Source organism: Streptomyces typhae (assembly GCF_009755605.1).
GTDB classification, from domain to species: Bacteria; Actinomycetota; Actinomycetes; order Streptomycetales; family Streptomycetaceae; genus Streptomyces; species Streptomyces typhae.
In genome coordinates this window covers 96,442-117,498 of the sequence record NZ_WPNZ01000031.1, presented here as the reverse complement: position 1 = coordinate 117,498, position 21,057 = coordinate 96,442, and the positions used below count along the sequence as shown (strand labels likewise).

Sequence of the window (21,057 nt, the reverse complement as noted above, 5' to 3'; positions counted from 1 at the left end):
CGCCGCCGGTGCTCTGACCGGATTCCCCCGGCACCGATCCCTACACCGCTCCGACCACCCAACATCTGGTCTTTCGCTCTCTGCGGCAGGGCCGGGCCGAAGGCTTCTTCCGGGCAGGCCCGGCCGCACGCGGCATGGGAGGTGCGCGCGACCGGGCCCGCCTGCACCGCCGCCCCCTTGGCGCGGGAGTTCCGAGGGGCAACGGGAGCTCTCACCGGCGCGCGCTCACCCTCCTGGCGCCGGTGTGATGCCGAGTTTCCCTGCTCCCGTCCGATACACCACCTTCCTGAACCAAATTCAGCAGACGGCGGCCGCAGTGTCCGGGCCCCCGTGAAGCGCAGCGCATTCCTGCCCGGAGCGGCCAGGGCCGCAACCTGCCCGGTTGCGCGTGCGCTGCACCAGAGGGCACACCATGCAGGCATGGGACGGACGGCCGGGCAGCCCGCGGCCAGCGCCCGTCGCACACTCGGATGTCCAGTGGCCGCCCGTCACAGCTGGCCGGATGGGTCGTATTCACCCTTTGGCGGGGTGTGCGGAGGGGGCGCGGCCGTCCAGACTGCCGGAATCGGGAGTACCGGCCCGGGACTGTGGGGGTCTGATGCCGGAGCTGTGGGGGGTATGGCAAGGATGAGCACGAAGTGGAGCGACACCCTGGTACGCGTACGGATCTCTTTACTGGTGATCGAGCGCGCAGGCGACCGGATAGAGGAGAGCCGCGCGCTCATCGATGCCAGCCGGCGGCGGATCGGTGAGAGCCGGCAACTCCTGAACCGGAGAGGCAGGGCGGGCCGTCACACGCCGATCCGGTAAGACCCCGTCCAGGAACCCTGCCGGGGGCAGACGCCGTCCCACCCGGCCGCATGCCCCCTTCGTCGGGCCGATCGCTACTGCTGGCCCTGGGAGCTGGTGTAGCGCACGTTCGGGCCCCACTTCGCCATCACATCAGCCGCGCACCACTGGCACAGCGGCGCTCCGCCGCGCCCGTAGCGGTGGGTCTTGCGGTGGCAGGCGGCGCACAGTCCGACCTGGTCACCGGGGCAGTGGAAGAAGGAAGGACCGTGCGAAGGGTCTTTCTCGCACAGCAATCCGGTGTCGCGTCTAGGTCCGCCGGAAGACCGCCAGGTCTTCGGCCTCACCGGGTCCTGCCGGATCCACTAGGACCTGAGATGCTCCTTTCCGGTCAGGTTCTGACTCGTCGCACGGTCCGTCCCGCTGCGCGCTGCGGCATCGCGGTTGTGTGATGCCGCAAGCCGCTTGAGTCGGATGCTCTGGTCGATGAGCTGGTGGTTGTGCGTGACCAGTGCGCGCGATGCGCGCCGCAGCTCGCGAGAGAGTTCACGAGCCCAGGCCGATCGTTGTTTCACGGTGTCGTTTGGGGCTTTCTCCGCGTCCATGACGGCCGAGTACCCGGTACGGGTTCTGCCATGGCGGTCTCAGGCACGGTGCTGAGAACCTGCGGAACGGGCTGGTGAGGCTGATTGAGGTGCCCGCCGTTGCGCGGTGTCACGCGGCAGGGTCCGGGGGGTTCTCCGGGCCCTGCCGCGTGTGGGCGCTGCTCAGCCGCCTAAGCGCTGCAGGGCCGTCGCCAGTCGCCGGCGAGGAGGTTCACGGAGGAGATCATGTCGTTCAGATTGACCTGGTGGCCGCCGACCCTTTTGAGGTTCGGCCTGGACGCGCCGTCGACCAGGTACAGCAGGGTGCCGCCCTGGAAGTTCGTGTCCTCGCAGAACGCGGCCGTCTCCCAGGGGGTGCCTTCGAGGTTCGCGTGGAGGGAGCTGGCTTCGTCGTTGCCGCCGGGGATGCGGGCGGTGGGGCCGGTGACGACCCAGATCCAGCGGCCCCGGCCTTCGTGGGAGTCTTCGTTGTAGTTGCTGTCCTGGTAGAGGCAGATCGATTTCTCGGGGCAGGCGGCGGTGCCCTTGCCCCAGATCTTGCGGACGGGGTAGTCCTCTGTGGCCGTCACGCTGGTTTCGGTCGTGAGCGGAACGGACGCGGCCAGGACGAGCGCGAGGGCAAGTTTCTTGATCACGCATCATCTCTTCCGGCCCTGCCGGTCTGCCAACCTGCCCCGGACGCCCGCCCCCACCATCAGGCGACAGTGTTCCAGCGCAGTTCCCCGCGCGCGGCCGAAAAGACCGCCAGGCGCTCGGCCCCACCTGGCCCGGCTGCACCTAGGCGGTTTCGTTTGGATCAAGGCGGGGCCGAGTAATGACGGCGGCTCCGGGGTGGCACCCTGGAGCGATGCGACCTGGAACCGATGTCACCGAGAACGGCCTTCGGTATCTGCTCAATGAGTGGGATCCGATCGGCGTCGCTGACGAGGTGCAAGACGAGTACGACTGCATGCTCGTCCCTCTCCTGCAGCGGCTCCGGCGTGGCGCCGACCAAGCGGAGATCGGCGAGTTCCTGCGGCATGAGCTGGAAGATCACTTCGGGCTCACCCCTCTTCCGTCAGAGCCGGAAGCGATGGCGGCCAGAGTGACCTCTTGGTGGACAGTTGCCGTCCAGACCGATGGCACAGGCTGCGTGTAGTCGCTCCCTCCGGATCGTCTGATCGTTGTCTGGGTCTGCCGTTGACTGACGCGCAGTGGGCGCGGATCGAGCCGTTACTTCCGGACCGGACACCGAAGCGGGGTGGCCGATGGCGGGACCACCGAGAGGTGATTGACGCCATCGCCTGGAAGTTTCAGACCGGGGCACAGTGGGCGCAACTGCCGGAGAAGTACGGCAACTGGCGGGGCGTCTACAACCGGCTTCGGATGTGGTCCGCCGACGGCACGTGGGAGCGGGTGTTCACCGCGCTTGTGGCCCAGGCGGACGCCGACGATGAACTGAACTGGGTTGTCTCGGTGGACTCCACGATCGTGCGAGCCCACCAGCACTCGGCCGGAGCCCGCAAAAAGGGGTCCCTGTCGGCGAGCCGGGCGACCACGCCATCGGCCGGTCCCGCGGCGGACTGACTACGAAGATCCATCTCGCGGCCGACGGCAACTGCCGGCCCCTGGCCTTCCACCTCACCGCCGGGCAGGCCGGTGATGCGCGTGCCTTCGCTGACGTGATGACCCGGCTGCGTGTTCCCCGACGTTGCGGACGGCCCCGAACCCGGCCAGAGGCAGTCCTGGCCGACAAGGCGTACTCGTCCCGGGCCATCCGTCAACACCTTCGGCGGCGCGGCATCCGGGCGGTCATCCCCGTGCCGGAGGATCAACGCGGCCACCGCCTGCGGCGAGGCAGCCGAGGTGGCCGACCGCCCGCCTTTGACCGCGAGACGTACAAGCAGCGCAACACCGTCGAACGCTGCATCAACCGCTTGAACAGTGGCGCGGGATCGCCACCCGCTACGAGAAAACAGCCGCCATCTACCTGGCCGGACTCCACGTTGCGAGCATCTTCCTCTGGTCAGCCAGGTGATCCAAACGAAACCGCCTAGGTGTCACGATCCGGCACTCGAACATCCCGAGATCCGCTCGCTCCCTCGGAACGTCCTTCACCTACGGATGAGGTTCCGAGGGCGGCGGAGTCGGCGCCCACACCGGTTCGTCGAGCCAGCACTTGCCCCGGCCGCAGCCAGGGGCCCGCGGCTGCTGCTGGGGGCATCGGCATATGGGCGGTGCACTGGTAGGAGGGCGGCGGTCGGGAGGACGGATCGTCGTGGGGTGGGTCAGCGTCTTCCGGCTGGACTCCTCGACGCCCTCATCACCTCCTCCCCGCCCTGGAGAGGGCCGCCTCCCATAGCCGTCGGGGCCGGGTGCCGGGACAGAACTGCTGGGACGCTGCGGCCCGGTGATGTGGCGGCGGTGCTGTCGTTGTCCGGTCATGACTTTGCGTTCTGTTCGTGCTGTCGGCATCTACGTCTGGCAGGGCGACGTCCCGGACCGGGGGCGTGTGACGATCACTCAGAAGGTTAAGGTCTCCTGCACTCCGGGGAGAAGACACCGTCCTCTCGTTGACCGGCCCCGATACCCATTGCGCTCCGCGACGGCAGACCCCCGTGCACCGCAACCATCCACTCCCGAGAAAGGTGAGCGGCGGCAAGGACACGAGAGTCGGAGTCTGTCGGCCGCAGACCACCGTGACGCCCTTTTTGGCGGCGGCGGCGGGGGCGGCGGGGCCGTCACGGTCGGCGTCGCTGACGCCGACCGTGACGGTGGTACGGCCGTCGTACGCGTGCAGGTGGATGGTGAGCTGTCTGGACTGGATGTCGTCGTGGATCTTCTGGGCCTTGTTCGAGGCGAGGCGGATCTCTGCTTGGTTCAGCCGGGTCCCGGGGTGGTGGATCACTTCCCGCAACTGTTCGGTGACGTGCACGGTGATCCCGGCGTCGCGCAGGAGGACGGCGGCGGTGCTGGCGTAGTGGAGCTCCGCGTGGTCGATACGGGCCAGCAGCATCGTGGTGTCGGTGACCGGCTGGAAGCGTTCTGTGGCGAGGGTGGCGTGGGCGGTGTGGAGCGGGCGGCCGGTGAGGGTGGCGACGACGGCGCTGGCGTGCTGGGGGTGTAGGGCCAGGTGGACGTGGACGTCGGGTGCGGTGTGAGGCATGGGGCTCGTTTCGCCGGTCCGGGCCGACTGTGGTGTCGGCCCGGACCGTCAGGGTTAGCGGGTGGTTCGCACGGGCGGTGCCGTACGGGGTGGCGGCCCGGCCCGGGGAACGCGCGGGGTGCGGGCCGGGCGCACGGTCTGTGGGAGGGGCGGGCGCGTGGCCTGCTGCCAGCGTGTGTGCAGGGTGGTGAGGTCGGCCAGGGCCCGTCGGCTGCCGGTGATCAGTTGGTGGGGGCTGTTGGCCGGGTCGTCGGCGTAGACGGTGATGCGCGCGGCGACGTCCGCGGCGCGGGCGAGCAGGGAGCGTTCCAGGATCTTCTCGGCCCAGTGCTCGGGTGAGCCGGCCGGTGTGGAGAGCAGGACCAGCAGACCGGCGGGGTCAACGCCGGGGGTGAGCAGACCTCGGTGCTGGGCTTGCCAGAGCACGGTGATGGGATCGACCGGGTCACCGCGGTGGGCCAGGGTGGTCAGGCACTGCCACAGCCCGCCGTGCAGCGGCAGCACGAAGTCGGCGGCGATGAGCCAGCGCATCTCCCGCACGTCAGCCGGGTGCGCGGTCGCGGTGGCCAGCAGGCAACGCTCCTCGTCCAGGGCATCCTCCTCGGGGCTCCTGGCAGGCGGCGGGGGGAGCGGGGTGCGGGGCGGAGAGCTGGGGTGCGAGGTGAAGGAGCCGGAGAGGCCGTCGAGGAACCGGACGAGGGTGTCGGCCCGCCGCATGGTGGTCTGCGCGCGGTGGGGCAGGGTGGTGTCGATGGCGGTCTGGGCCAGACGTGCGGCGTGGAGGCGCAGGCTGCGCCGGGCGTGGTCGGCGCGGATCATCCGCGCGTAGCTGACCGCGTGGCCCGGCCGGGGGCAGACCCGGATGAGGGTGTGCAGGTGAGAGGCGCTCAGACCGGGCGCCTGGGGGCGGGCCGCATCCAGGACGCTGTTCAGCCACGACGGGCTGCTGCGGAGCTGCTCGGGGCCGGGGGCCGGCACCGTGCGCATCCCAGCGAACAGCGCGCCGTGAGCGTGGTTGGCGAAGTGCTCGGGCTCCAGGGCGCCGATCTCGCCGAGGCGTTCAGGGTCGAGCAGGAGGGCGCCCAGCAGAGCCTGTTCGGCGTAGTGCACCGGCGGGGACGGTGCCAAACCGTCCGCCTCGTCGTGCTCGTCCTGATTGCCGGGGGCGGTGGGGTGGGGCATCAGGCGGCCAGGGTGAAGTCGTCGGCGGTGAGGATCATGCCCAGATGCGGGGCCAGGAGGTGAGCGGCGAGACGGGGCGGGACGGCGTTGCCGACCTGGTGGAAGACCTGGCCCTTGTTGCCCTGCCACGGGTAGTCGGCGGGGAAGGTCTGCAGCACCCCGGCCTCGGCGGCCGTGATCCGGATCGGCTCCGGCACCGGGACCGCGCTTGACGGCGGGGTGGCGGCGACCTGTTCGGCCTGCCATACGCACTCATTGGCGCGGTGGCCGAAGAACAGCGTCCCGGCGGGCTCGTCGATGCCGCGGGTGGTGGCGTTGGCCTGGCTGTTGTTGCGCAGCGCCCAGCGCCACTCCGCGGGCGCCGTGCCGGCGAGGGGCTGCCCGGCAGCGGTGGCCCGCGCGGTCGAGGAACGCGGCCGGTGGACGGCCGAGTTGGTGGGAGGGTGGGCTTTCCAGGTGCCGCGCTCGCGTGCGTCGCTGAGCGTCTTGCGGGAGCCGGAGGGGAACGGCTCGGGCCCGCCCCCTGGCCCGCCGCCGGCGCAGACGGTGGGCACGGGCCGGTCGGTGGCGCCCCAGCCGAGCGCCTGGGCCATGGACACCCACCGCGCGCGGCCCGGCCCGAACAGCGACTCGGGTTCGGCCACGCGGGCATGGGTGGGCGGCGGCGGGCCTGCCGTCCGGGTCCGGGAGGCGATCAGGATCGCGCGCCGTCTGGTCTGCGGTACGCCGTAGTCGGCCGCGTTCAAGATCCCGGTCCACGCGGAGAACCCCCAGGTGCGCAGGATCGCGGCGTACTGGCGCCACAGCGACAGCACGTCGGGGACCTCTTCCATCGCGACCCACTCGGGCTGTCCGTGCCGGTTCAGGGCGTGCAGGTAGCGCATGGGCTCCGCCGCGAGCAGGGACCGCGGATCGCGGCAAGCGGCCAGAAGCTGTTCGCGGCGGTCCAGCCCGTGGGCGAGGTCGGCGACCGCCTGGTGGACCAGGGGCTGGTCGACGAGCCCGAGGCGTTTGCCGGCCATCGACCATGCCTGACATGGCGGGGAGGCGATCAGCCCGGTGATCCTGCCGAAGAACGGCCAGAGGGGATAGGCGGCGACGTCCGTGCGGATCGTCAACTGGCCTGCGGCTGCACGGGTTTTGCACGCCCACTCGTCCCATTCCAGGCCCACGTCCCGTACACCGAGCACGGTCAGGGCCTGGCTCCATCCCCCCGGGCCGGCGAACAGGTCGAGGATCAACTGGCCAGCCCGAAATCGTCCTGCACCGGCTCGACGCCGCCGCGGCAGGCCCAGGGTGAGCAGCCGTCGCTCACGCCCTGCTCCAGCTCCGCCACGTCCACTTGTTCCTGGCCGAGCTGGGGCTGGAGCGCGGCCCATTCGGCGGCGGTGACGTGGTCGATCGGCGCCTGGTCGAGCGGTACTCGCGAGCGGTGCAGGAACGCTTGGCCCAGCAGGCGGTTGCCGGTCGCGTTCGCACGGGCGTTGCCCTGCCGGATGGCCGCGTCGAAAGTCACCACATCCGTCCACTCCTCAGGCGAGGTGTCCCGGATGTGCCGCCACTGCGCGTTCCCGTGAAAGGGGCAGCCCAGACAGCTCGATTTCGGAGTGTCCGCAAGACCGAGCGATTCCAGATATTTCACGCAGTCGGCGCGGCTCCAGTTCATGTCGATGAGCGGATGCCGGTTGCGCATGTATTTGACGTCGGAATCCTTGGCCCGATGGAACTCGTCAGTGGAGATGCCGACCCACTGCTCCACGAAGATGTCTCGCGGAATACGGGCGGGGTGGGGATAGCCCAAGAGTTCACGGACGGCCTTCTTGATTGGTTTGATCTTGTATTCGCCGGTGCACTGGCGTCTGGTCATCCCGGGTCTGCCGTCCTGGTTCAGGATGTAGAGCGGCATGGAGGCGAACCGGTGGTCAGGGTCGAGAGCATCGTTGCGGATGTTCCCGGCACAGACCCGAAGGATGGGAATGCCTGCCGGTGTGGCTATGTCTCGTTCCAGCCGGTCGAGGTGCTGGTATACGGCCCGGGGTTCCCAGCCGGTGTCGGCGAATATCGCGTAGTCGACTTTGGGGAGAATTCCTCGGGCGGACAGGGCCAGCATGGCGCTGGACTGGATTCCGGCACCGAGGGATATGGAGCGGAATGCAGGAATATCGGGAATAGTGCGTCCTTGGAGAGAGGGGCGCCGAGATCGGATAGCAGCAGGGATCGGGGTGATCGCGGCGTCGCTGGGAAGCCAGGGCGAGGGGCAGCGGGCCGGTGCTGTCAGCGAGGGACGACAAAGCGGGGAAGGAGCCGACAGCGGCGGGCTACTGGGAACGTGCGGGCGCTGTGGCGGGTTTGAGCGGTGCAGCAGGGGCGGTCGCGAGGGCGGGCGTGCGGGGGTGGCCGAAGCTGGCTGTCAGGACACGGATGCCGTCGGGGGTTGGCAGGACACGGTGGTCGTGCCCGATCCGCGGGGTTTCCTCGCGTGCGAGGAGTCCGCGGGCTTCCAGGGCGGACGGGCACCAGGTGCAGGCGCGGGGCCGTTCATGTGGCGGTGCCGAAATCGGACTGCCGCGGGTCCGTCTTGGCCAGGGCCCGTTCGGTGATGTCCGCCGAGGCGTGGGCGGAGGCGGCGGTCAGGGTGTCGGCGCCGGGTTCGAGGTACCAGGGGCGCAGGTCGAGCATGGCGGCGCGCAGGCCGGTGGCGAAGCACAGGGCGGTGCCCTTGGGCAGGGCACGGATGGCGTCGGCGGCCAGGATCCGTTCCTGGCGCATGGACACGGAGGTGGACTTGCCGGATTCGGAGTGGGAGGTGGAGGTGGTCTCCACGTCGTGGTCGCCGATGAGGCGGGAGAGTTTGTCGGCGAAGTCGGGGTCGTCGATGCCGGAGCCGATGACCTTGATGGTGGAGGCGGACCACAGGGCGTCCATGCCCGCGTCCCCCCATACCTTCTGGCCTTGGCGGTAGGACTGCAGGATCGTGATCGGGATGATCCCGCGGGAGCCCAGGTGGGAGTACAGGTCGGGGAGATCCGAGATTTTGCAGACGTTGGCGGCCTCGTCCAGGATCGCGAGCATCGGCGGATCTAGGCGCCCGCCGGCGCGTTCGGCCTGGGTGGTCGCGGCCCGCATCACCGCGTCCGCGCACGCGGCGATCAACGCCGAGGCTCCGCCGCCGCCGTCCTTGGAGAGCAGGTACAGGGTGTCGGTGGAGGTGACGAACTCCTGCGGCCGGAATTCCTCGATGTCCTTCTGCGGTGTTACCCAGGCGGCGATCTCGCTGTTGAGGAGGGCGGCGGCGTACTGGCGGGCCGTCTCGTAGATGCCGTCGCGGGTCTCGGGCGGGCCTTCGACGGTGCCCTTGAGCTGGGCGGCGACGGCGGTGAAGCCGTGGTCGCGCAGGATGTCCAGCGGCGTGCGGTCGGCGGGAAAGGCCAGCCACTGCATGACGTCGGTGATCGGGCGCTCGTCGAGGGCTGCGGCGAGGAACAGCTGGGAGAGGATGTTGGATCCGGCCTTGGACCAGAAGTCCCCCTGCTGGCTCGCGTCTACGCTCGCGGCGAGGAAGTGTCCGGCGAGCCTGCCCGCGCCGTCGAGGGTTTTGGCGGTCGCGAGGGGGTTCCACCACATGGCGCGTTTCGCGTGGGCGATCTGTTGCGGGTCCATCGACCACGTCCGGCCGGCCTCGGCTCGGGCGTCGAGCGTGGCGGTGAAGGCGTCGCCTGCCGCCTTGTTGGAGGTCAGCAGGACCGGTCCGGGCGCGTTGAGGATGGAGGGGATGGCCAGGGAGGTGGTCTTGCCGGAACGGGGCGCCATGATCGCGACGGCGACGTCCTCGTACCCCATCCGCACCTCGTGCCGGGTGCCCTGCAAGTTGCCGAGAAGGACGCCGGTGTCCTTGGCCGCGAGGTGCTTGGCGGTCTTCAGGCTCGGGCGCAGGGAGCGTGCTTTGGCGGTGATGGCCTTGGCCATCAGCGGCTCGATGTCCTGGTGTTTGGCCATGCCGTCGACGCGCTTCTTGCGCCCGCCGCTGCCGTTTTTGTGCCGCTGGTAGAGCACGGCGGCGCTGGCGCCGAGCGCGAGCAGGACGGTGGCGGGCAGGATGCGTGTGCCGAGCAGCAGGGACGTTTCGCCGAGTGCGGGCCAGAGCTGGTCGGGGTGGAGGAGGGCCTGGGCGGGCTGGTAGGGGGCGCCGGGCCCGGAGCCGGTGGCCCAGGCGGTGGTCTGGCCCCCGAGCCAGGCGAGGTTGGCCAGGGGGACCGCGACGACGAGGGCCCCAAGCAGGATCTTGAAGGCGATGTCGGTCGCTTCGGTGGACGGGCGGGCGGAAGGCTGGGGCAAGAGGGCGGTTCCAGGAGGGTGGAGGGCCGGCCGGTCAGCGGGGCCGTCGCGGTACGGGCCCGTCGGGCCCAGAGGGCGGCGTGGCCGGCGGCGGCGGGGTGTGGCGCCGGGCGAGGGTGCGGGTGCGGTGTTCCAGGGCGAAGCCGAGGTTGTCGGCGCTCACCCGGCCGGTGGCGGTGCGTCCGTGGGTGGTGGCCAGGTGCGGCACGCGGTGTGGTTCGCGCACCAGGGGCGTGGTGTCGGTGAGCGCGGCGAAGAGCGCGCCGACCAGATGCGGTGGTGTGTCCCCGTCTACATAGGCACGCCAGAGGGCGGGAAGATCGTGGACGGACGTTTCCACGACCCAGGTGGAGGTGCGGCCACCTTCGCGGGTGATGTGGTCGACGCGGGCCAGACCGTCGGGCGAGACCATGCCCTCGTCGGAGGTGTGACCGTCGTGGTGACGGGGTGCCTGCCAGCCTGCCGAACGCAGCGGCTCGTACGGCTCCCCCGGCGCCCCCGCCGGTGGAGTGGCGGGGTCGGTGAGGGCGTCGGTGACCGCGGCGATGAGTTCGACGGGGGTGCGGGCGCCGAAGATCATCGACCAGGCCCGCTTCTCGCCGTGGTGGGCCTGGCGCAGGGTCCACCATGGTGCGCCCGGCTCCGGGTCGGGGGTCAGGCGCAGTTGGGCGAGCTGGTCGGGGCTGGTCAGGGTGACCTGCGGGGTCAGCCGGTCCTCGCCGGTGCTCCAGTGGCAGGCGCGGTGGAGCGGCACGGTGACCCAGGCGGGATCACCGGGGCCGGCGAGGTAGCGGGGCGCGATGAGCATGATGTCGATGTCGTAGGCCATGCCCGGTCACCTCCGTACCGTCGAGGACGGTGCCGCGGCCGGAGCGGGGGCGGGGCGCGATAGTGCGTGGGCCGTGGTCAGCGCCGGAGCGCGTGGCGGGAGGTTCTGGGTGGCGGCCTGGATTTCGAGGAGAGCTGTGCCATGGCCGACCCACTCGTCGAGGCAGGACCATGCTTCCGCGTTGCGCTCGGCAAGGGCGTCGTCGTACATGTTGGTGCCCGGACGGGCGGACGGCGGCAGTGCGTCGCGGAGCGCCAGCCACTCCTGCTGCAGGGTGTCGAGCTGTTGCAGGGCGGCGTCCAGGGTGCCGAGCTGCCAGGGCCAGCGGGGCTGGATGTGGGTGGCGTTGAGGTGCTGGACCTGGACTTCGGCGGTGGCCAGCAGGTCCTTGGCGAAGGGCCGGACGCGGTTGAAGGAGCGCCAGGTCTCGGCGTCGCGCCGGGCCGCCCGCAGGCCGTAGGCGTCGGCGTCGTGGGGCCAGCCGTCGAGATCGGTGTGCTCGTCGGAGTAGGCGTCCCAGGCGGCGAGGATCTGCTCACTCTCGCGCAGGAAGAGGGTGAGCTGGTGCAGGCGCTCGCGGTGGAGCGCATCCGGAGTTTGGGAGGCAGGGGACAAGAAGACTCGCAGGGGAACGGAAGTCGGGGGAAGGGGAGGTGAGCTGGGGTGCCCGTCCGGCGCGGTCAGCGGGCCCGGCCGGTTAAGGCTACGGTGGGCGAGGCTGACCTGCCTGGAGGGCCGGAGGCGGCGCGGACGGCAGCAGGTGGTCCGCTCTGCGTGGTGAGGAGTTCGGTCTTGCGGCGGGCCTTGCGGGCCAGGGACCGGGCTGTTTCGAGTCTCGCTTTGTGTGCGGCGGCGAGTTCTTCGCCCTGGGGGCCGCGCCGCTCGTGGTGGACCAGGTGGGCGTGCGGGACGTCGTACATCGCGCGCTGCACCGGTTCGTCGACGGCCAGTGCTGATACGAAGGCGGCGAGGAGATGCTGGGGTATGACGTCGTCCAGCGTCGCATTCCACACATTGCAATGGCCGGGCAGCGGGGTTTCGACCGTCCAGAAGTACCGTCCGTGGGTGCCGGTGTGCCACTGTCGCAGGCTCAGGATTCCGTCGGGGTGCCGTGCGATTTCGTCGCCGCGCTCGTCGTGTTCGTGGGTCCATCCGGCGCCGGTGAGCAGGGGCCAGATCTCGGGGGCTGTGTCGGGCTCGGGCTGCAGGAGGGTGTCGGTGAGGGCGGCGAGGATTTCGACGGGGGTGTGGCTGCTGAACCGCGCCGTCCAGCCCCAGGCTTGTTCCGGGCGACGACCGTTGAGGGTCCACCACATGGTGTAGGGCTCCGGCTCGGGCTCCAGGAGGAGGGAGTAAAGGTGGTCGGGGCTGACGAGTGCGACCTGCGGCAGGTCGGCATCGGAGATGTTCTTCCAGCCGCCGGCCCGCAGGGCCTGGGTGATGTGCCGGGGATCGCCGCGCCCGGCCAGGTAGCGGGGCTGGGTGGCGAACCACAGCTTGCTGGTCGGCTCCGCGGCCCGGCTGGAGATGGACGGCGCGGTCACTGAGGGCGCATCCGTCGCGCGGCTTGGTGCAGGGCCTGGACGCGCTGGATGTCCCAGTGCAGGACATGCCAGTCGGTGGCTTCCTGCGCGGTGGCGCGAAGGGCTTCCGTGATCGTCTGGGTCTCCTCGTTCTGCGAGAGTCCGGCACCGGTGATGATGCGTTCGGCGGAGCGCAAAGTGTCGCCGAGCAGGATCGGGACGCCGTCGTCCGCATCGAGCAGCGGCACCAGCAGCGTCAGCGCCTCGTCGAGACAGGGGCGCTCGCGCAGGTAGGCCGCGAGATGGGCCAGGGCGCGGGTGGCCTGACGGATCTGGTCGGGCGTGGGAGCGCCGGTGGCGTGGTGGGGCATGGAGTCCTTGAGGTGGTGCGGGTGCTGGGGGTGAGGCGGGGGCTAGCGGTGGGCTCGGCTGCCAGCTGCGGCGTGCGGGCCGGCGGCTGGCGTGCGGCGTGGGCGGGTGGTGGCCCAGGAGCTGCGGGCCCAGGTGGCCGCGCGGGCGGCGGCGATCCGGGTCTGCTGCCAGGCGGAGAGCTGGTCGGGGCGTACCGAGACGGACTGGGTACGGATGCGCTGCGAGGGCGGGACGTGCCCGCGCGGGCGCATCACCGGCTGCGGATCGGCCAGCGCGGCGGAGAACGCCGCCACCAAATGCACGGGTGTGCTGGAGGTGAAGCTCGCAGTCCAGCTGGGCCCGTGCTCGGTGCGCGCCCCGGCCCACCACAGGGCCTGGCCGGGCGCGGACTGGTGGAATTGCAGCCACGCCCCGCCTTCAGGGCTCATCGCGGTGACATGCTGGCCCTGCTCCATCGCCCAGCGGCGCTCCTGGAACGGCGCCCACACGTTGGGAGCGTGTGCCGCGGGCGGCCGGGTGAGGGCGTCGGTGAACCCTGCCATGATCTCCACCGGCACCTGCCGCCCGAGAGTGGCGTGCCACGCCTCCTGCCCGGCATGGGCTGTGCCGGAGATGGTCCAGCCGCCGGGCTGGATGTAGGGGTCGTAGCCGACCCGCGCCATGCCGTCGGGGCTGTCGAAGATCAGCGGACCGCCCGGCTTCGACTTGTCCTTCCAGCCCGAGGCACGCAGGAACTCACTGACGTAGCCGAGGTCACCGCCGCCGGCCAGATAGCGGGGCTGAACCAGGTAATGCTGCTCGGCCGGCCCGGCGTCCGCCGCCCAGCCGGGCCGCTGCTGCTTCCTCACCGGCTCCTCCGGACGACCATCGCTGAGGCAGCCGGCTTCGGCGGAAAGGCATGTGTCGCGGAGGGTTGTGCGGCGACCTTCTTGAAGCTGTCGACGGGTTCGGCGAGGTCCTCGCCGACACTGTTCAGTTCATTGACCGTACGGCCCATCGCGAGGCACACCTCCGGTGGGAGCATGCCGTTGTGCGCCTGGTTTTGGGCGAAACGGGACCCGGTGCCGAGCAGGTCGGTGAGACGGGACAGGACACCGTCCTCGGGGTCGAGGACCGTGCCGAGGATCTCGCCCGCTTCGGCCCGGGTGGCCTGGCAGAGGTGTTCATGCAGGGTCTCGATCAGGCTGGCGATGTCCTCGGCGAGGCGTACGGGGTAGGTCGAGGGGTCGGTCATGGGCCTCCTGGGCGTGGGGTGGGGACGTCGGTGGCGGGCTTCGTTGGGGACGGTGTCGGGCCGGGCACCGGCCAGGGAATGGTCGTGTTCGCGGCTGCCGACGACGGCGGCGCGCAGGTAGCGGCGGAACAGGGCGGTGGCCAGGCGCGGGCTACGGCTGATCGCGATAGGCGGAGGGGCGTTGCTGGGGGTAGGAATGAGCGGTGTCCCTCGGGGCGGGGCCGACTCTTTAGTGTGGGTCCGGCCGAGTGGGGCGGTCAGCGGGGGTGGCGGGTGCGGGCGACGGCGTCCTGGTAGGCGGCGGGGTCGAAAACGTCGTCAGGGATGTTGACCATGTACCTGGCCATCAGCAGGGAGGGGATGGCGCGGGTGGCGAGCTGCCTCTTCTGCGCCTCATCGAGGTGGTCGGGGACCTCGTGCCAAGTAGACTGGGCCTGCCGTAATCACGGTCTTGCGTTGAAGGCCCAGGCTGCCGAGCAGCGTGAGGAGTTGCTCGGGCGCTCTGGCGGGGGTGTCGGCGTGGACGGTGCCGGTCAGGGGCTTGCGGTAGATCTTGACACCGGTGCCTTTGTCATCGGCTCTGTTGCCTAACGGCGCTACCTCCTTTCTTCAGGAGCGCGGACTACCGTGCACGGGCCGTGGCTGTGATGGGGGATGGCGGCGGGGGTGGGGTGGTGTCCAGGGCGGGCCGGGCGGGTGCCGGGCGGATGCTGACGCCGATCCCGAGCCGGTCGAGCTGTGCGGCAGCGTTCTGGATGGCCTGCGCCTGGCGGGCGGTGTCCTCGCCGGGGAGTACGAAGACGTTCCGGGTCTGGTCGTAGGTGCAGCCGTTGTCGATGAGGATCCGGGCGGCATCGGCCCGCTCGGGCTTGGTGACGTGGAAGTCCCGCCCGCTCAGGGTGATCACCACCAAGTCCGGCGGCTGGGCCGCGGCGATACGGTCTGCGTGGTGCCGCACCTGAGCCAGGGCCTTGTCGTAGCGCGGCAGCAGGTCCACGACGACCTCCTCGGCGGCTGTGAACGGGTCGTCCTCGACGGCGATACCGTCCGGCTCGCGTACGCCGCGGAAGGCTTCCGGGGCGATGCCGGCGGGCGCCAGGGCGCCGATGAGGAACTCCTCGCCGCGGCGGGGGCGGGCGATGACGTACAGGCGCATGCCGTCCTCGCGGGTGAGGACCGCGTCCTGGTCAAGAGTGTGTTCGGCGAGGGCGTGGGCGAGCAGGTTCATGTCCCACAGGTCCTCGGCGCGCGCGGACTGGCCGGTGTGCCGCTGATGTTGGGTGTGTTCGCTCAGCCAGGTGCCGGGGAGTTCGTCGGCGAGGGCGGTGGCGAAGGAGGCGAGGTCGGGGGTGGGGTCGGGCATGTGTTCCTTGGGGCGGGGGTGTCAGCGCCGCCGTCCGGCCAGGGCCAGCAGGGCGCGACGGGCTGGGGGCGGGGGCGATCGGTGAGGGCGGGCAGGCGCAGACGGCGGAGGCTTCACGCTCGGCGGGGCCGACTTCAGCGCCGCACACGCTGCGCAAGGTCGGGCTTTCTGCACGGGGTGGGTGGTTCACCGGCAGCGGGGCGAGGATGCTGCCGGGGGCTGGAGGGGGCGGCGGGCGGCGGTGCCGGCGCGCTGCCGGTGTCCGGGCAGGCCGGCGGCGGTTGCGTCCAGGTCCTGCTGGATGCCGTGGAGCCGACGGGCGATCCACTCCAGCCGGTGCCCGGCCTCGGGCCCGTAAGCGTGGGGCAACTCCGCAAGCTGGTAGGCGGTCTGCTCGACCATGCCGCGCACGGCGGCGAGGGGGCCGGTGGCCTCGTCGGCGAGCTGGACCACCAGCGTGGCCAGCCGGGCGGCGACAGCGGGCGGCGACTGGTCCGCAGGCCGCTCCGCGGTGAGCGGACGACGCCCTCCGTGGGGCTGCGCCGACACCAGGCCCAGGTCGGCCTCGATACGCCGGCACTCTCCCCTGAGCGCCTCGCGCAGCGGATAGGGCTGCCGGGCCCAGCCACCGTCGCCGCGGATGAGGTTGGCGACGAGGACGAGTCGCCCGGGCCGGGCCTGCAAGGCCACCCAGCGGCATGCCTGCTTGGCCCCCGGAACGGTGAGGCCGGCGGCCCGGGCCAGCCGCTCGGCGATCTCGCTCCATTCAGGCGGGCGCAGGGTCCGATCGGCGGCATGCAGCCGGACCGCCAGGTGGAAGATCTCCGGCTCGTCCGCACCGGGCGCGGCTGCGTGAGGGTGTAGATCGCGGGGTGCGAGCAGGTACTCCTGCCAGTCGGCGAACCTCCACGCCTCCCGGCTGCCCGCGGCACCCCCGGAGTCCAGTGGCGCGCTGGCCGCTACAACATCTGCGAGGACGTCCTGCTCGGCAATCGGACGCCCCAGAGCTGCGGAGAGTGCGATGGACGGGAAGGACTCTCCCTCGTAGAGGCGGGCGATCATCGGCCGTCCCGGGCGTCGGCGATGTGCACGAGCTGGTTGAGCGCGGTGGTGGAGTACCAGCCGCAGTCGATCACCGTGTCCGTGCCGTCAACCTTGGGGGTGAGGTCGTTCTCCATGGCGCGCAGGTGGATCAGGCAGTCCGGGCAGCGGCGCGAGAGGTGCACGAGGTAGCGGGGGTGGGCGGTGATGAAGGTCTGCTCGCCGCCGTTGGGGTTACGCAGCCGCCACCCGTCCTCATCGGTGGGTGTGTGCCAGGAGGGGACCACCACTGTCATGGCGTCGCCCCACAGCTCCCCTGCGGCGACGCCCTTGAGGATGACGACCTCGTCGCCGGGGCGGAAGTGGGCGTGGGACATGTCCCTTTGGGGGGTGAGGGTGTCGGCGGGAACGTAAGGCGGGCGAGCCGGTTGGGCCACAGCACGGGGTCCTTCCACAAACGTCACGGGGGCGGCGGTGGAAGGACAATGGTCCGGACGAACCCCGGTTTCGCTAACCGGGAACCCTGCGGTATAACGCTTCCCCGTGCGCCCGCTGAAGGGCTGGCGGGGGTCAGCGGTAGGGGTTTTCTGTGCCGCGGTCGTTCGCGGTGGCCGCGTCGAGGAGTTCGGGCAGGTCGGTGCCGTCGGCGTCACGCTGGTCGATCCACCATCCGGCCCGGCTGACCGCGCGGATCTGCTCCTCCAGTACGGCCCAGTCCGCCTCGCTCCAGGTGCCTTCGGTGACCAGCGCGCTGTAGGCGGCGGTGACGAGCTGGTGGCGGGAGCGCGCGCCCCAGTCCAGGGCCTTGTCGGGTCCTTCGAGCGGCGGCATGTCGAACTGCTCGGCCCACTCGGTGGCGGCCTGCAGCTCCTGGGCGCGCTTGGCGGCGAGCCAGGCTTCCTTGGATTCGGTGTCGGCGTCGCGGGCGGCTTTCCAGCAGTCGGTGCAGTCGCGGCCTTCGAGCCAGCGGGCGAATCCGGCGCGCCGGTCGGCAGGTCGATCGGACAGGTCGTGTGCCACTTCGTGTCCACAACTGTGGACAATTTTCCAGGTCGTACGGACAGCCATATTCGGGGTGGTCTCCTTGCAGTGGCGGGCAGTTCAGGGGGCATGGGCGGGTCTGTGCGGTCAAGCAGACAGATGGTGGTGGCCTGCGTCGTCGCGGAGGGTCGTGCATCAGATGCACGATTCATGCGGGCGGACGCAGGTGGTCTGGAGTGCTTGGCGATGGTCTCGGGACGCTTCCGCCTTCTGCGTCGTCTCAGCGTGTCCTGCGGATGGCGTCTGTGGCCGCCGTGGCGATGGCGGCGGGAGCGCTGGAGGGCTGGGGCAGGTGCAGCAAGGTGGTCCCCGGCAAATGGTGGGACTTGGCGGTGAGGGTGAGCTGGAGTACGGCGCAGCCGGCGGTCGTGAGCTGCTTGACGCGGGTGACGGCTTGAGCGGTTTCGTCGCCGCCGTAGTGGGCGTCGGTGACGATCACGAGGAGGCGGCCGGCGCCGGGGCGGCTGAGTTCGAGTCCGTGGTCGAGTGCGTCGATGGCGTTGCCGAGGTTGTGGTGGCCGCCTTTGGCATCGAACGTCGTCACGCGCTCTGGTGCTCGGTGGGTGGGGCGGGTCAATGCGGTCAGGTGCCTGTCGTAGGCGATGGTGGCGGTGAGGGAGTCGGGGTCGGTCAGGGCTGCTGCGCGTGCCACGATCCAGGCAGCGGACGCGACGGGCGCGCAGGCGGCACGCATGGAGCCGGAGACGTCGACGGCGATACCCACACGCAGCGGTGGGGTGGGGGAGTGCCGGCGGCGGGTGTGGGTGAAGGGTTCCGCGGTGGGGACCGACCCGGCCGCGCGCTGAGCGTCGCGGGCGAGGGCCGCGCGCATGTTGAGGCGGCCGGGCGGGGTGGGGCTGGTGGTCTGCTCCTCGGTCCGCTCGCGGTAGGCGGCGGCGCGCAGGGCGCGGCTCAGGCGCGCGGCGGCACTCTGCTCGGCGGCGGTGGGCGTGCGGGTGCCGGTGACAGGGTTGCCCTGGGGCGCCGGTGTGCCGTCGGGGGTGACGGTGGTGCCACGGGCGTTGAAGACCGACTTGGCGGTGGCGGCGGCTTTACGTCGATGGCCAGCCCGCTGGGCGCGGCCCTTCGCCTGCGCCTTGGACCGCGCGGCGATGGCGTTGGCCGCTGCGGCCTGTGCCGCGAGGTCGGCGGCGTCGGTGGCTGCCGCGTGGTCCATGACGACCCCCACGGCGCCGGACAGCAGATCGGTGAGGTTCTCCGGCACGGGCCAGGATGGGGGCGTGGTGTGAAGAGCGTCGCACCATTGTTGACCGTGGGCGAGCATGGTCGTGGAGTCGTGGTCGGCGCACTGGTGGGCCGCGGTCCAGATGCGGGTGAGTGTGGCCAGCAGGTGGGCGCCCAATACCTTTTCGCACAGATCGGCGACGGCCCGGGTCTCGCCGGAGTCCAGGATGCCGACGTCACGACGGCCAAGGACCAGGGCCGCCACGGCGGCGGCGTGCTCGATGCCCTCCAGGGTGGGGTGGGCGATGTCGGGCATGACCAGGGTTCGGGCACTGGTGCGCAGGTACGTGCGGTCCGTGGGCCGTGTGATCAGATGTGCGCCTTCGATGCGGCTCTCCTCCAGCAGGAGCGCGGCCTCGACGACACGAGGGTCCGCTGCGGCAGGAGCCGTCCAGAGGGAGTGGGCCGCGTGCGCGGCCTCGTGGACGAACACTCCCCAGGCGTCGGGATACCGCTCCTCGTCGCCCGCGATCCGCGGATGGATCTCGTGGGGCTCAAGCGGGGCGAACAGGCCGGCGTCGAACTCGACCTCGCCCAGAGTGGGGAAGAACGCGGCCGGTGCGCCGCTGCGCGTGCCGGGGCGGCAGGTGACGAGGAGGTCCTGGCGGCCGGAGAGGGCGACCAGCCGATCGCTGAGTTCGGCTCCCACGCGCAGCCACGCGGCCGGAGAGGAACGGGGCTTTGCGGGCGGGGCGCCGTCGTCGTCCCAGCGCGCGAGGTCGGCGTCGTCGTCCCGGGTGGTGGCGGGGGACTGGACGTGGTGGTGGGCGCTCATCGCGGGCGGCCCCGGTGCGCGGAGCCGGTGCTGCCCGGGGGCTGGCGGACGGCCGAGGCGGGGAGCTGCTTGCCGAGGGTGAGGGGCGCGACCTCTTTGACGCCGGCAGCCTTGATGACGGCAGCGGCGACGGCGTCGCGATCCTCCACAGGAGCGATACCGACCAGGTTCGCGAGCGCGGCTTTGGTGCCCAGGACGGCCTCGGTCTTCTGGTAGCTGAGCAGTTCCCGCAGTTGGGGGGCCCAGCCCAGCTCGCCGAGTTCGACCTGGCGGGCGAGGTGTCGGGCGACCCGGACCACCCGGGCATCGATCCTCAGCGCCAGGGCGAGGTCATAGTCCGTGCCGATCTGGATCTGCACGCTGAACCGGCTCGCGAGCGCCTCCGTCAACACTGCTCCGTGGAGGCCGGGATTGTGGCCCCCCACCACGTAGAAGCCCGGCTCGGCCTTGATGGTCTCGCCCTTGTGGGCCTTGACCTGGATCTGCCTGCGCCCGTCCATCGCGGGATACAGCGCCGCCAGGACCTTCGGTGAGATCAAGGTGGCATCGTCGATCAGCAGGGCGCGGCCCTCGGTCATCGCGGTGACCAGCGGACCGTACTGGAAGACGTAGCCTCCGCTGTCGGCCTGCGTGTACTCGCCGATCAAGTCGCCGACCGTGGTGTCGCCGTCACCGGCGACCGTGAGCAGGTCCGGGAACGCCGCCTCGACCAGACTCGTCTTGCCGGTGCCCGGAGGGCCGTAGAGCAGCACCGGCACATCCGCGTCGCGCAAGCGATTCAACGCCTCGACGTCGGGCAGATCGGCCAGCTCCCGGGGGTGGTAGAGCTGGCCCCCCGCGCGGCGGATCGGGCCGGTCTGCCTGGGCGTGGCTGCCGCCGGAATGGTCGTGCGGGCCGTGGCCGCCTGGGCGCGCGGAGGGTGGGTGCCCGGTGGGCTGATCACAGCGGTCTGTGCGGCTGCGGCGGTTCTCGCGTTCGCGCGGAACTCCGGCTGTCCGGTTCCGCCCTGGTCGGCCTCGCCGCGTCGCACCAGGGTGAGGGCGGCGTTGCGGACGGCGCCGTGGGAGTGGCCCAGCTGTCTGGCCATGTCCCCGATGGTGAGCGTGTCCGCCGGCCGGTCGGCCAGCAGCCGGGCGACCTTGGCCCGTAGTTCGCCGCCCTTGGTGCGCGCTGGACTGGTAGGCGGCCCGGGTGTGGTCAAAACGAGGGCCCTTCAATAGGTACGGGTAACGGGCGGGGTTGGCGACGCTCTGGAAGGGCTGGCCGCTCTCGGAGCGGATCACGGACTGTGCTGACATCGGCGACCTGGCCAACCGGGGCGTACCGTCGGCGCTCACCGGCCGACCGAGGGCTCGGTACAGGGGCAGGGAATGGTCGGCGACGAGCAGCTCGCTGGCTGGCGAGCAGGCTCGTGCGCCTGCTCCGTACCGGGTTCCGTCGCTCGGCAAGCGCAGCCTGGCGTTTCTTCGAAGCCGTCCTGGAGCAGGATCCGCCGGGCGGCGGCGTTGTAGCCGGTGGTGGTGATCTCGCCGGTGATGGCGTGCCGGATCGTCATGAACGGCTCTGCTGGTGTTTCG

Annotated in this window: 20 protein-coding genes and 1 pseudogene; 2 read left to right on the top strand and 19 right to left on the bottom strand. The window is 71.0% G+C overall.

Going from position 1 to position 21,057, the window contains the following annotated elements; all coding sequences use genetic code 11:
- Positions 1-1,564: 1,564 nt before the first annotated feature.
- Positions 1,565-2,029 carry a peptidase inhibitor family I36 protein gene (locus GPA10_RS37640; RefSeq protein ID WP_157169319.1) on the bottom strand — a complete coding sequence of 155 codons (465 nt, stop codon included), beginning with the start codon at positions 2,027-2,029 and terminating at the stop codon, positions 1,565-1,567.
- A gap of 212 nt (positions 2,030-2,241) precedes the next feature.
- Between GPA10_RS37640 and GPA10_RS37635 the strand changes: the two genes are divergently transcribed.
- Complete coding sequence (locus tag GPA10_RS37635; protein ID WP_157169318.1) at positions 2,242-2,532, top strand: hypothetical protein; 291 nt, start codon at positions 2,242-2,244, stop codon at positions 2,530-2,532.
- Positions 2,533-2,561: 29 nt separating this feature from the next.
- A pseudogene (locus tag GPA10_RS37630) lies at positions 2,562-3,411 on the top strand (IS5 family transposase).
- A 285-nt stretch (positions 3,412-3,696) separates the two neighbouring features.
- On the opposite strand, the gene GPA10_RS37625 reads toward GPA10_RS37630, so the two are convergent.
- From GPA10_RS37625 to GPA10_RS37540, 18 genes are all read right to left on the bottom strand, one after another.
- Entirely contained in the window at positions 3,697-4,539 is an 843-nt protein-coding gene (locus tag GPA10_RS37625) for a hypothetical protein (protein ID WP_157169317.1), read from the bottom strand.
- A gap of 54 nt (positions 4,540-4,593) precedes the next feature.
- Positions 4,594-5,721 carry a DnaB-like helicase N-terminal domain-containing protein gene (locus tag GPA10_RS37620; protein ID WP_157169316.1) on the bottom strand — a complete coding sequence of 376 codons (1,128 nt, stop codon included), beginning with the start codon at positions 5,719-5,721 and terminating at the stop codon, positions 4,594-4,596.
- Positions 5,721-6,962: a DNA cytosine methyltransferase gene (locus tag GPA10_RS37615; protein WP_157169315.1), complete on the bottom strand. Its 1,242-nt coding sequence runs from the start codon at positions 6,960-6,962 to the stop codon at positions 5,721-5,723. The genes GPA10_RS37620 and GPA10_RS37615 overlap by 1 nt, the downstream gene beginning before the upstream one ends.
- Entirely contained in the window at positions 6,959-7,831 is an 873-nt protein-coding gene (locus GPA10_RS37610) for an adenine nucleotide alpha hydrolase family protein (RefSeq protein ID WP_157169314.1), read from the bottom strand. The genes GPA10_RS37615 and GPA10_RS37610 overlap by 4 nt, the downstream gene beginning before the upstream one ends.
- Positions 7,832-8,259: 428 nt before the next feature.
- Positions 8,260-10,056, bottom strand: a complete 1,797-nt coding sequence (locus GPA10_RS37605) for a type IV secretory system conjugative DNA transfer family protein (protein ID WP_157169313.1) — start codon at positions 10,054-10,056, stop codon at positions 8,260-8,262.
- Between the two features lie 34 nt (positions 10,057-10,090).
- Entirely contained in the window at positions 10,091-10,885 is a 795-nt protein-coding gene (locus GPA10_RS37600) for an SPDY domain-containing protein (protein ID WP_157169312.1), read from the bottom strand.
- Positions 10,886-10,891: 6 nt separating this feature from the next.
- Positions 10,892-11,500: a hypothetical protein gene (locus GPA10_RS37595; protein WP_198351823.1), complete on the bottom strand. Its 609-nt coding sequence runs from the start codon at positions 11,498-11,500 to the stop codon at positions 10,892-10,894.
- A 65-nt stretch (positions 11,501-11,565) separates the two neighbouring features.
- Positions 11,566-12,429 carry a DUF317 domain-containing protein gene (locus GPA10_RS41985; protein ID WP_198351822.1) on the bottom strand — a complete coding sequence of 288 codons (864 nt, stop codon included), beginning with the start codon at positions 12,427-12,429 and terminating at the stop codon, positions 11,566-11,568.
- Positions 12,426-12,779 carry a hypothetical protein gene (locus tag GPA10_RS37585; protein WP_157169311.1) on the bottom strand — a complete coding sequence of 118 codons (354 nt, stop codon included), beginning with the start codon at positions 12,777-12,779 and terminating at the stop codon, positions 12,426-12,428. The genes GPA10_RS41985 and GPA10_RS37585 overlap by 4 nt, the downstream gene beginning before the upstream one ends.
- Positions 12,780-12,821: 42 nt before the next feature.
- On the bottom strand, positions 12,822-13,628 hold the full coding sequence (locus GPA10_RS37580) for an SPDY domain-containing protein (protein WP_343041757.1): 807 nt from the start codon (positions 13,626-13,628) through the stop codon (positions 12,822-12,824).
- On the bottom strand, positions 13,625-14,014 hold the full coding sequence (locus tag GPA10_RS37575) for a hypothetical protein (RefSeq protein ID WP_157169310.1): 390 nt from the start codon (positions 14,012-14,014) through the stop codon (positions 13,625-13,627). The genes GPA10_RS37580 and GPA10_RS37575 overlap by 4 nt, the downstream gene beginning before the upstream one ends.
- A 622-nt stretch (positions 14,015-14,636) precedes the next feature.
- Positions 14,637-15,377, bottom strand: coding sequence for a hypothetical protein (locus tag GPA10_RS37570; RefSeq protein ID WP_157169309.1), 741 nt, complete (start codon positions 15,375-15,377; stop codon positions 14,637-14,639).
- Between the two features lie 186 nt (positions 15,378-15,563).
- Positions 15,564-16,439, bottom strand: coding sequence for a relaxase/mobilization nuclease (locus GPA10_RS37565; RefSeq protein ID WP_157169308.1), 876 nt, complete (start codon positions 16,437-16,439; stop codon positions 15,564-15,566).
- Positions 16,436-16,795, bottom strand: a complete 360-nt coding sequence (locus GPA10_RS37560) for a hypothetical protein (protein ID WP_157169307.1) — start codon at positions 16,793-16,795, stop codon at positions 16,436-16,438. The genes GPA10_RS37565 and GPA10_RS37560 overlap by 4 nt, the downstream gene beginning before the upstream one ends.
- Before the next feature lie 193 nt (positions 16,796-16,988).
- Complete coding sequence (locus GPA10_RS37555) at positions 16,989-17,438, bottom strand: hypothetical protein (protein ID WP_343041755.1); 450 nt, start codon at positions 17,436-17,438, stop codon at positions 16,989-16,991.
- A gap of 241 nt (positions 17,439-17,679) precedes the next feature.
- The gene (locus GPA10_RS37550; protein ID WP_157169305.1) at positions 17,680-19,479 is read right to left on the bottom strand and encodes a vWA domain-containing protein; all 1,800 of its coding nucleotides are present in this window, start codon (positions 19,477-19,479) and stop codon (positions 17,680-17,682) included.
- A complete protein-coding gene (locus tag GPA10_RS37545; protein WP_198351821.1) occupies positions 19,476-20,567 on the bottom strand; it encodes an AAA family ATPase in 1,092 nt (363 codons plus the stop codon). The genes GPA10_RS37550 and GPA10_RS37545 overlap by 4 nt, the downstream gene beginning before the upstream one ends.
- Before the next feature lie 246 nt (positions 20,568-20,813).
- Positions 20,814-21,035, bottom strand: coding sequence for a hypothetical protein (locus GPA10_RS37540; protein ID WP_157169342.1), 222 nt, complete (start codon positions 21,033-21,035; stop codon positions 20,814-20,816).
- Positions 21,036-21,057 lie beyond the last annotated feature (22 nt).

Excerpts from the sequence above, each read along its gene's own strand:
- GPA10_RS37635 (WP_157169318.1), top strand. The coding sequence starts at position 2,242 with ATGCGACCTGGAACCGATGTCACCGAGAACGGCCTTCGGTATCTGCTC.
- GPA10_RS37625 (WP_157169317.1), bottom strand. The coding sequence starts at position 4,539 with ATGCCTCACACCGCACCCGACGTCCACGTCCACCTGGCCCTACACCCC.
- GPA10_RS37620 (WP_157169316.1), bottom strand. The coding sequence starts at position 5,721 with ATGCCCCACCCCACCGCCCCCGGCAATCAGGACGAGCACGACGAGGCG.
- GPA10_RS37610 (WP_157169314.1), bottom strand. The coding sequence starts at position 7,831 with ATGCTGGCCCTGTCCGCCCGAGGAATTCTCCCCAAAGTCGACTACGCG.
- GPA10_RS37600 (WP_157169312.1), bottom strand. The coding sequence starts at position 10,885 with ATGGCCTACGACATCGACATCATGCTCATCGCGCCCCGCTACCTCGCC.
- GPA10_RS37585 (WP_157169311.1), bottom strand. The coding sequence starts at position 12,779 with ATGCCCCACCACGCCACCGGCGCTCCCACGCCCGACCAGATCCGTCAG.
- GPA10_RS37575 (WP_157169310.1), bottom strand. The coding sequence starts at position 14,014 with ATGACCGACCCCTCGACCTACCCCGTACGCCTCGCCGAGGACATCGCC.
- GPA10_RS37570 (WP_157169309.1), bottom strand. The coding sequence starts at position 15,377 with ATGCCCGACCCCACCCCCGACCTCGCCTCCTTCGCCACCGCCCTCGCC.
- GPA10_RS37565 (WP_157169308.1), bottom strand. The coding sequence starts at position 16,439 with ATGATCGCCCGCCTCTACGAGGGAGAGTCCTTCCCGTCCATCGCACTC.
- GPA10_RS37560 (WP_157169307.1), bottom strand. The coding sequence starts at position 16,795 with ATGTCCCACGCCCACTTCCGCCCCGGCGACGAGGTCGTCATCCTCAAG.
- GPA10_RS37550 (WP_157169305.1), bottom strand. The coding sequence starts at position 19,479 with ATGAGCGCCCACCACCACGTCCAGTCCCCCGCCACCACCCGGGACGAC.
- GPA10_RS37545 (WP_198351821.1), bottom strand. The coding sequence starts at position 20,567 with ATGGCCAGACAGCTGGGCCACTCCCACGGCGCCGTCCGCAACGCCGCC.
- GPA10_RS37540 (WP_157169342.1), bottom strand. The coding sequence starts at position 21,035 with ATGACGATCCGGCACGCCATCACCGGCGAGATCACCACCACCGGCTAC.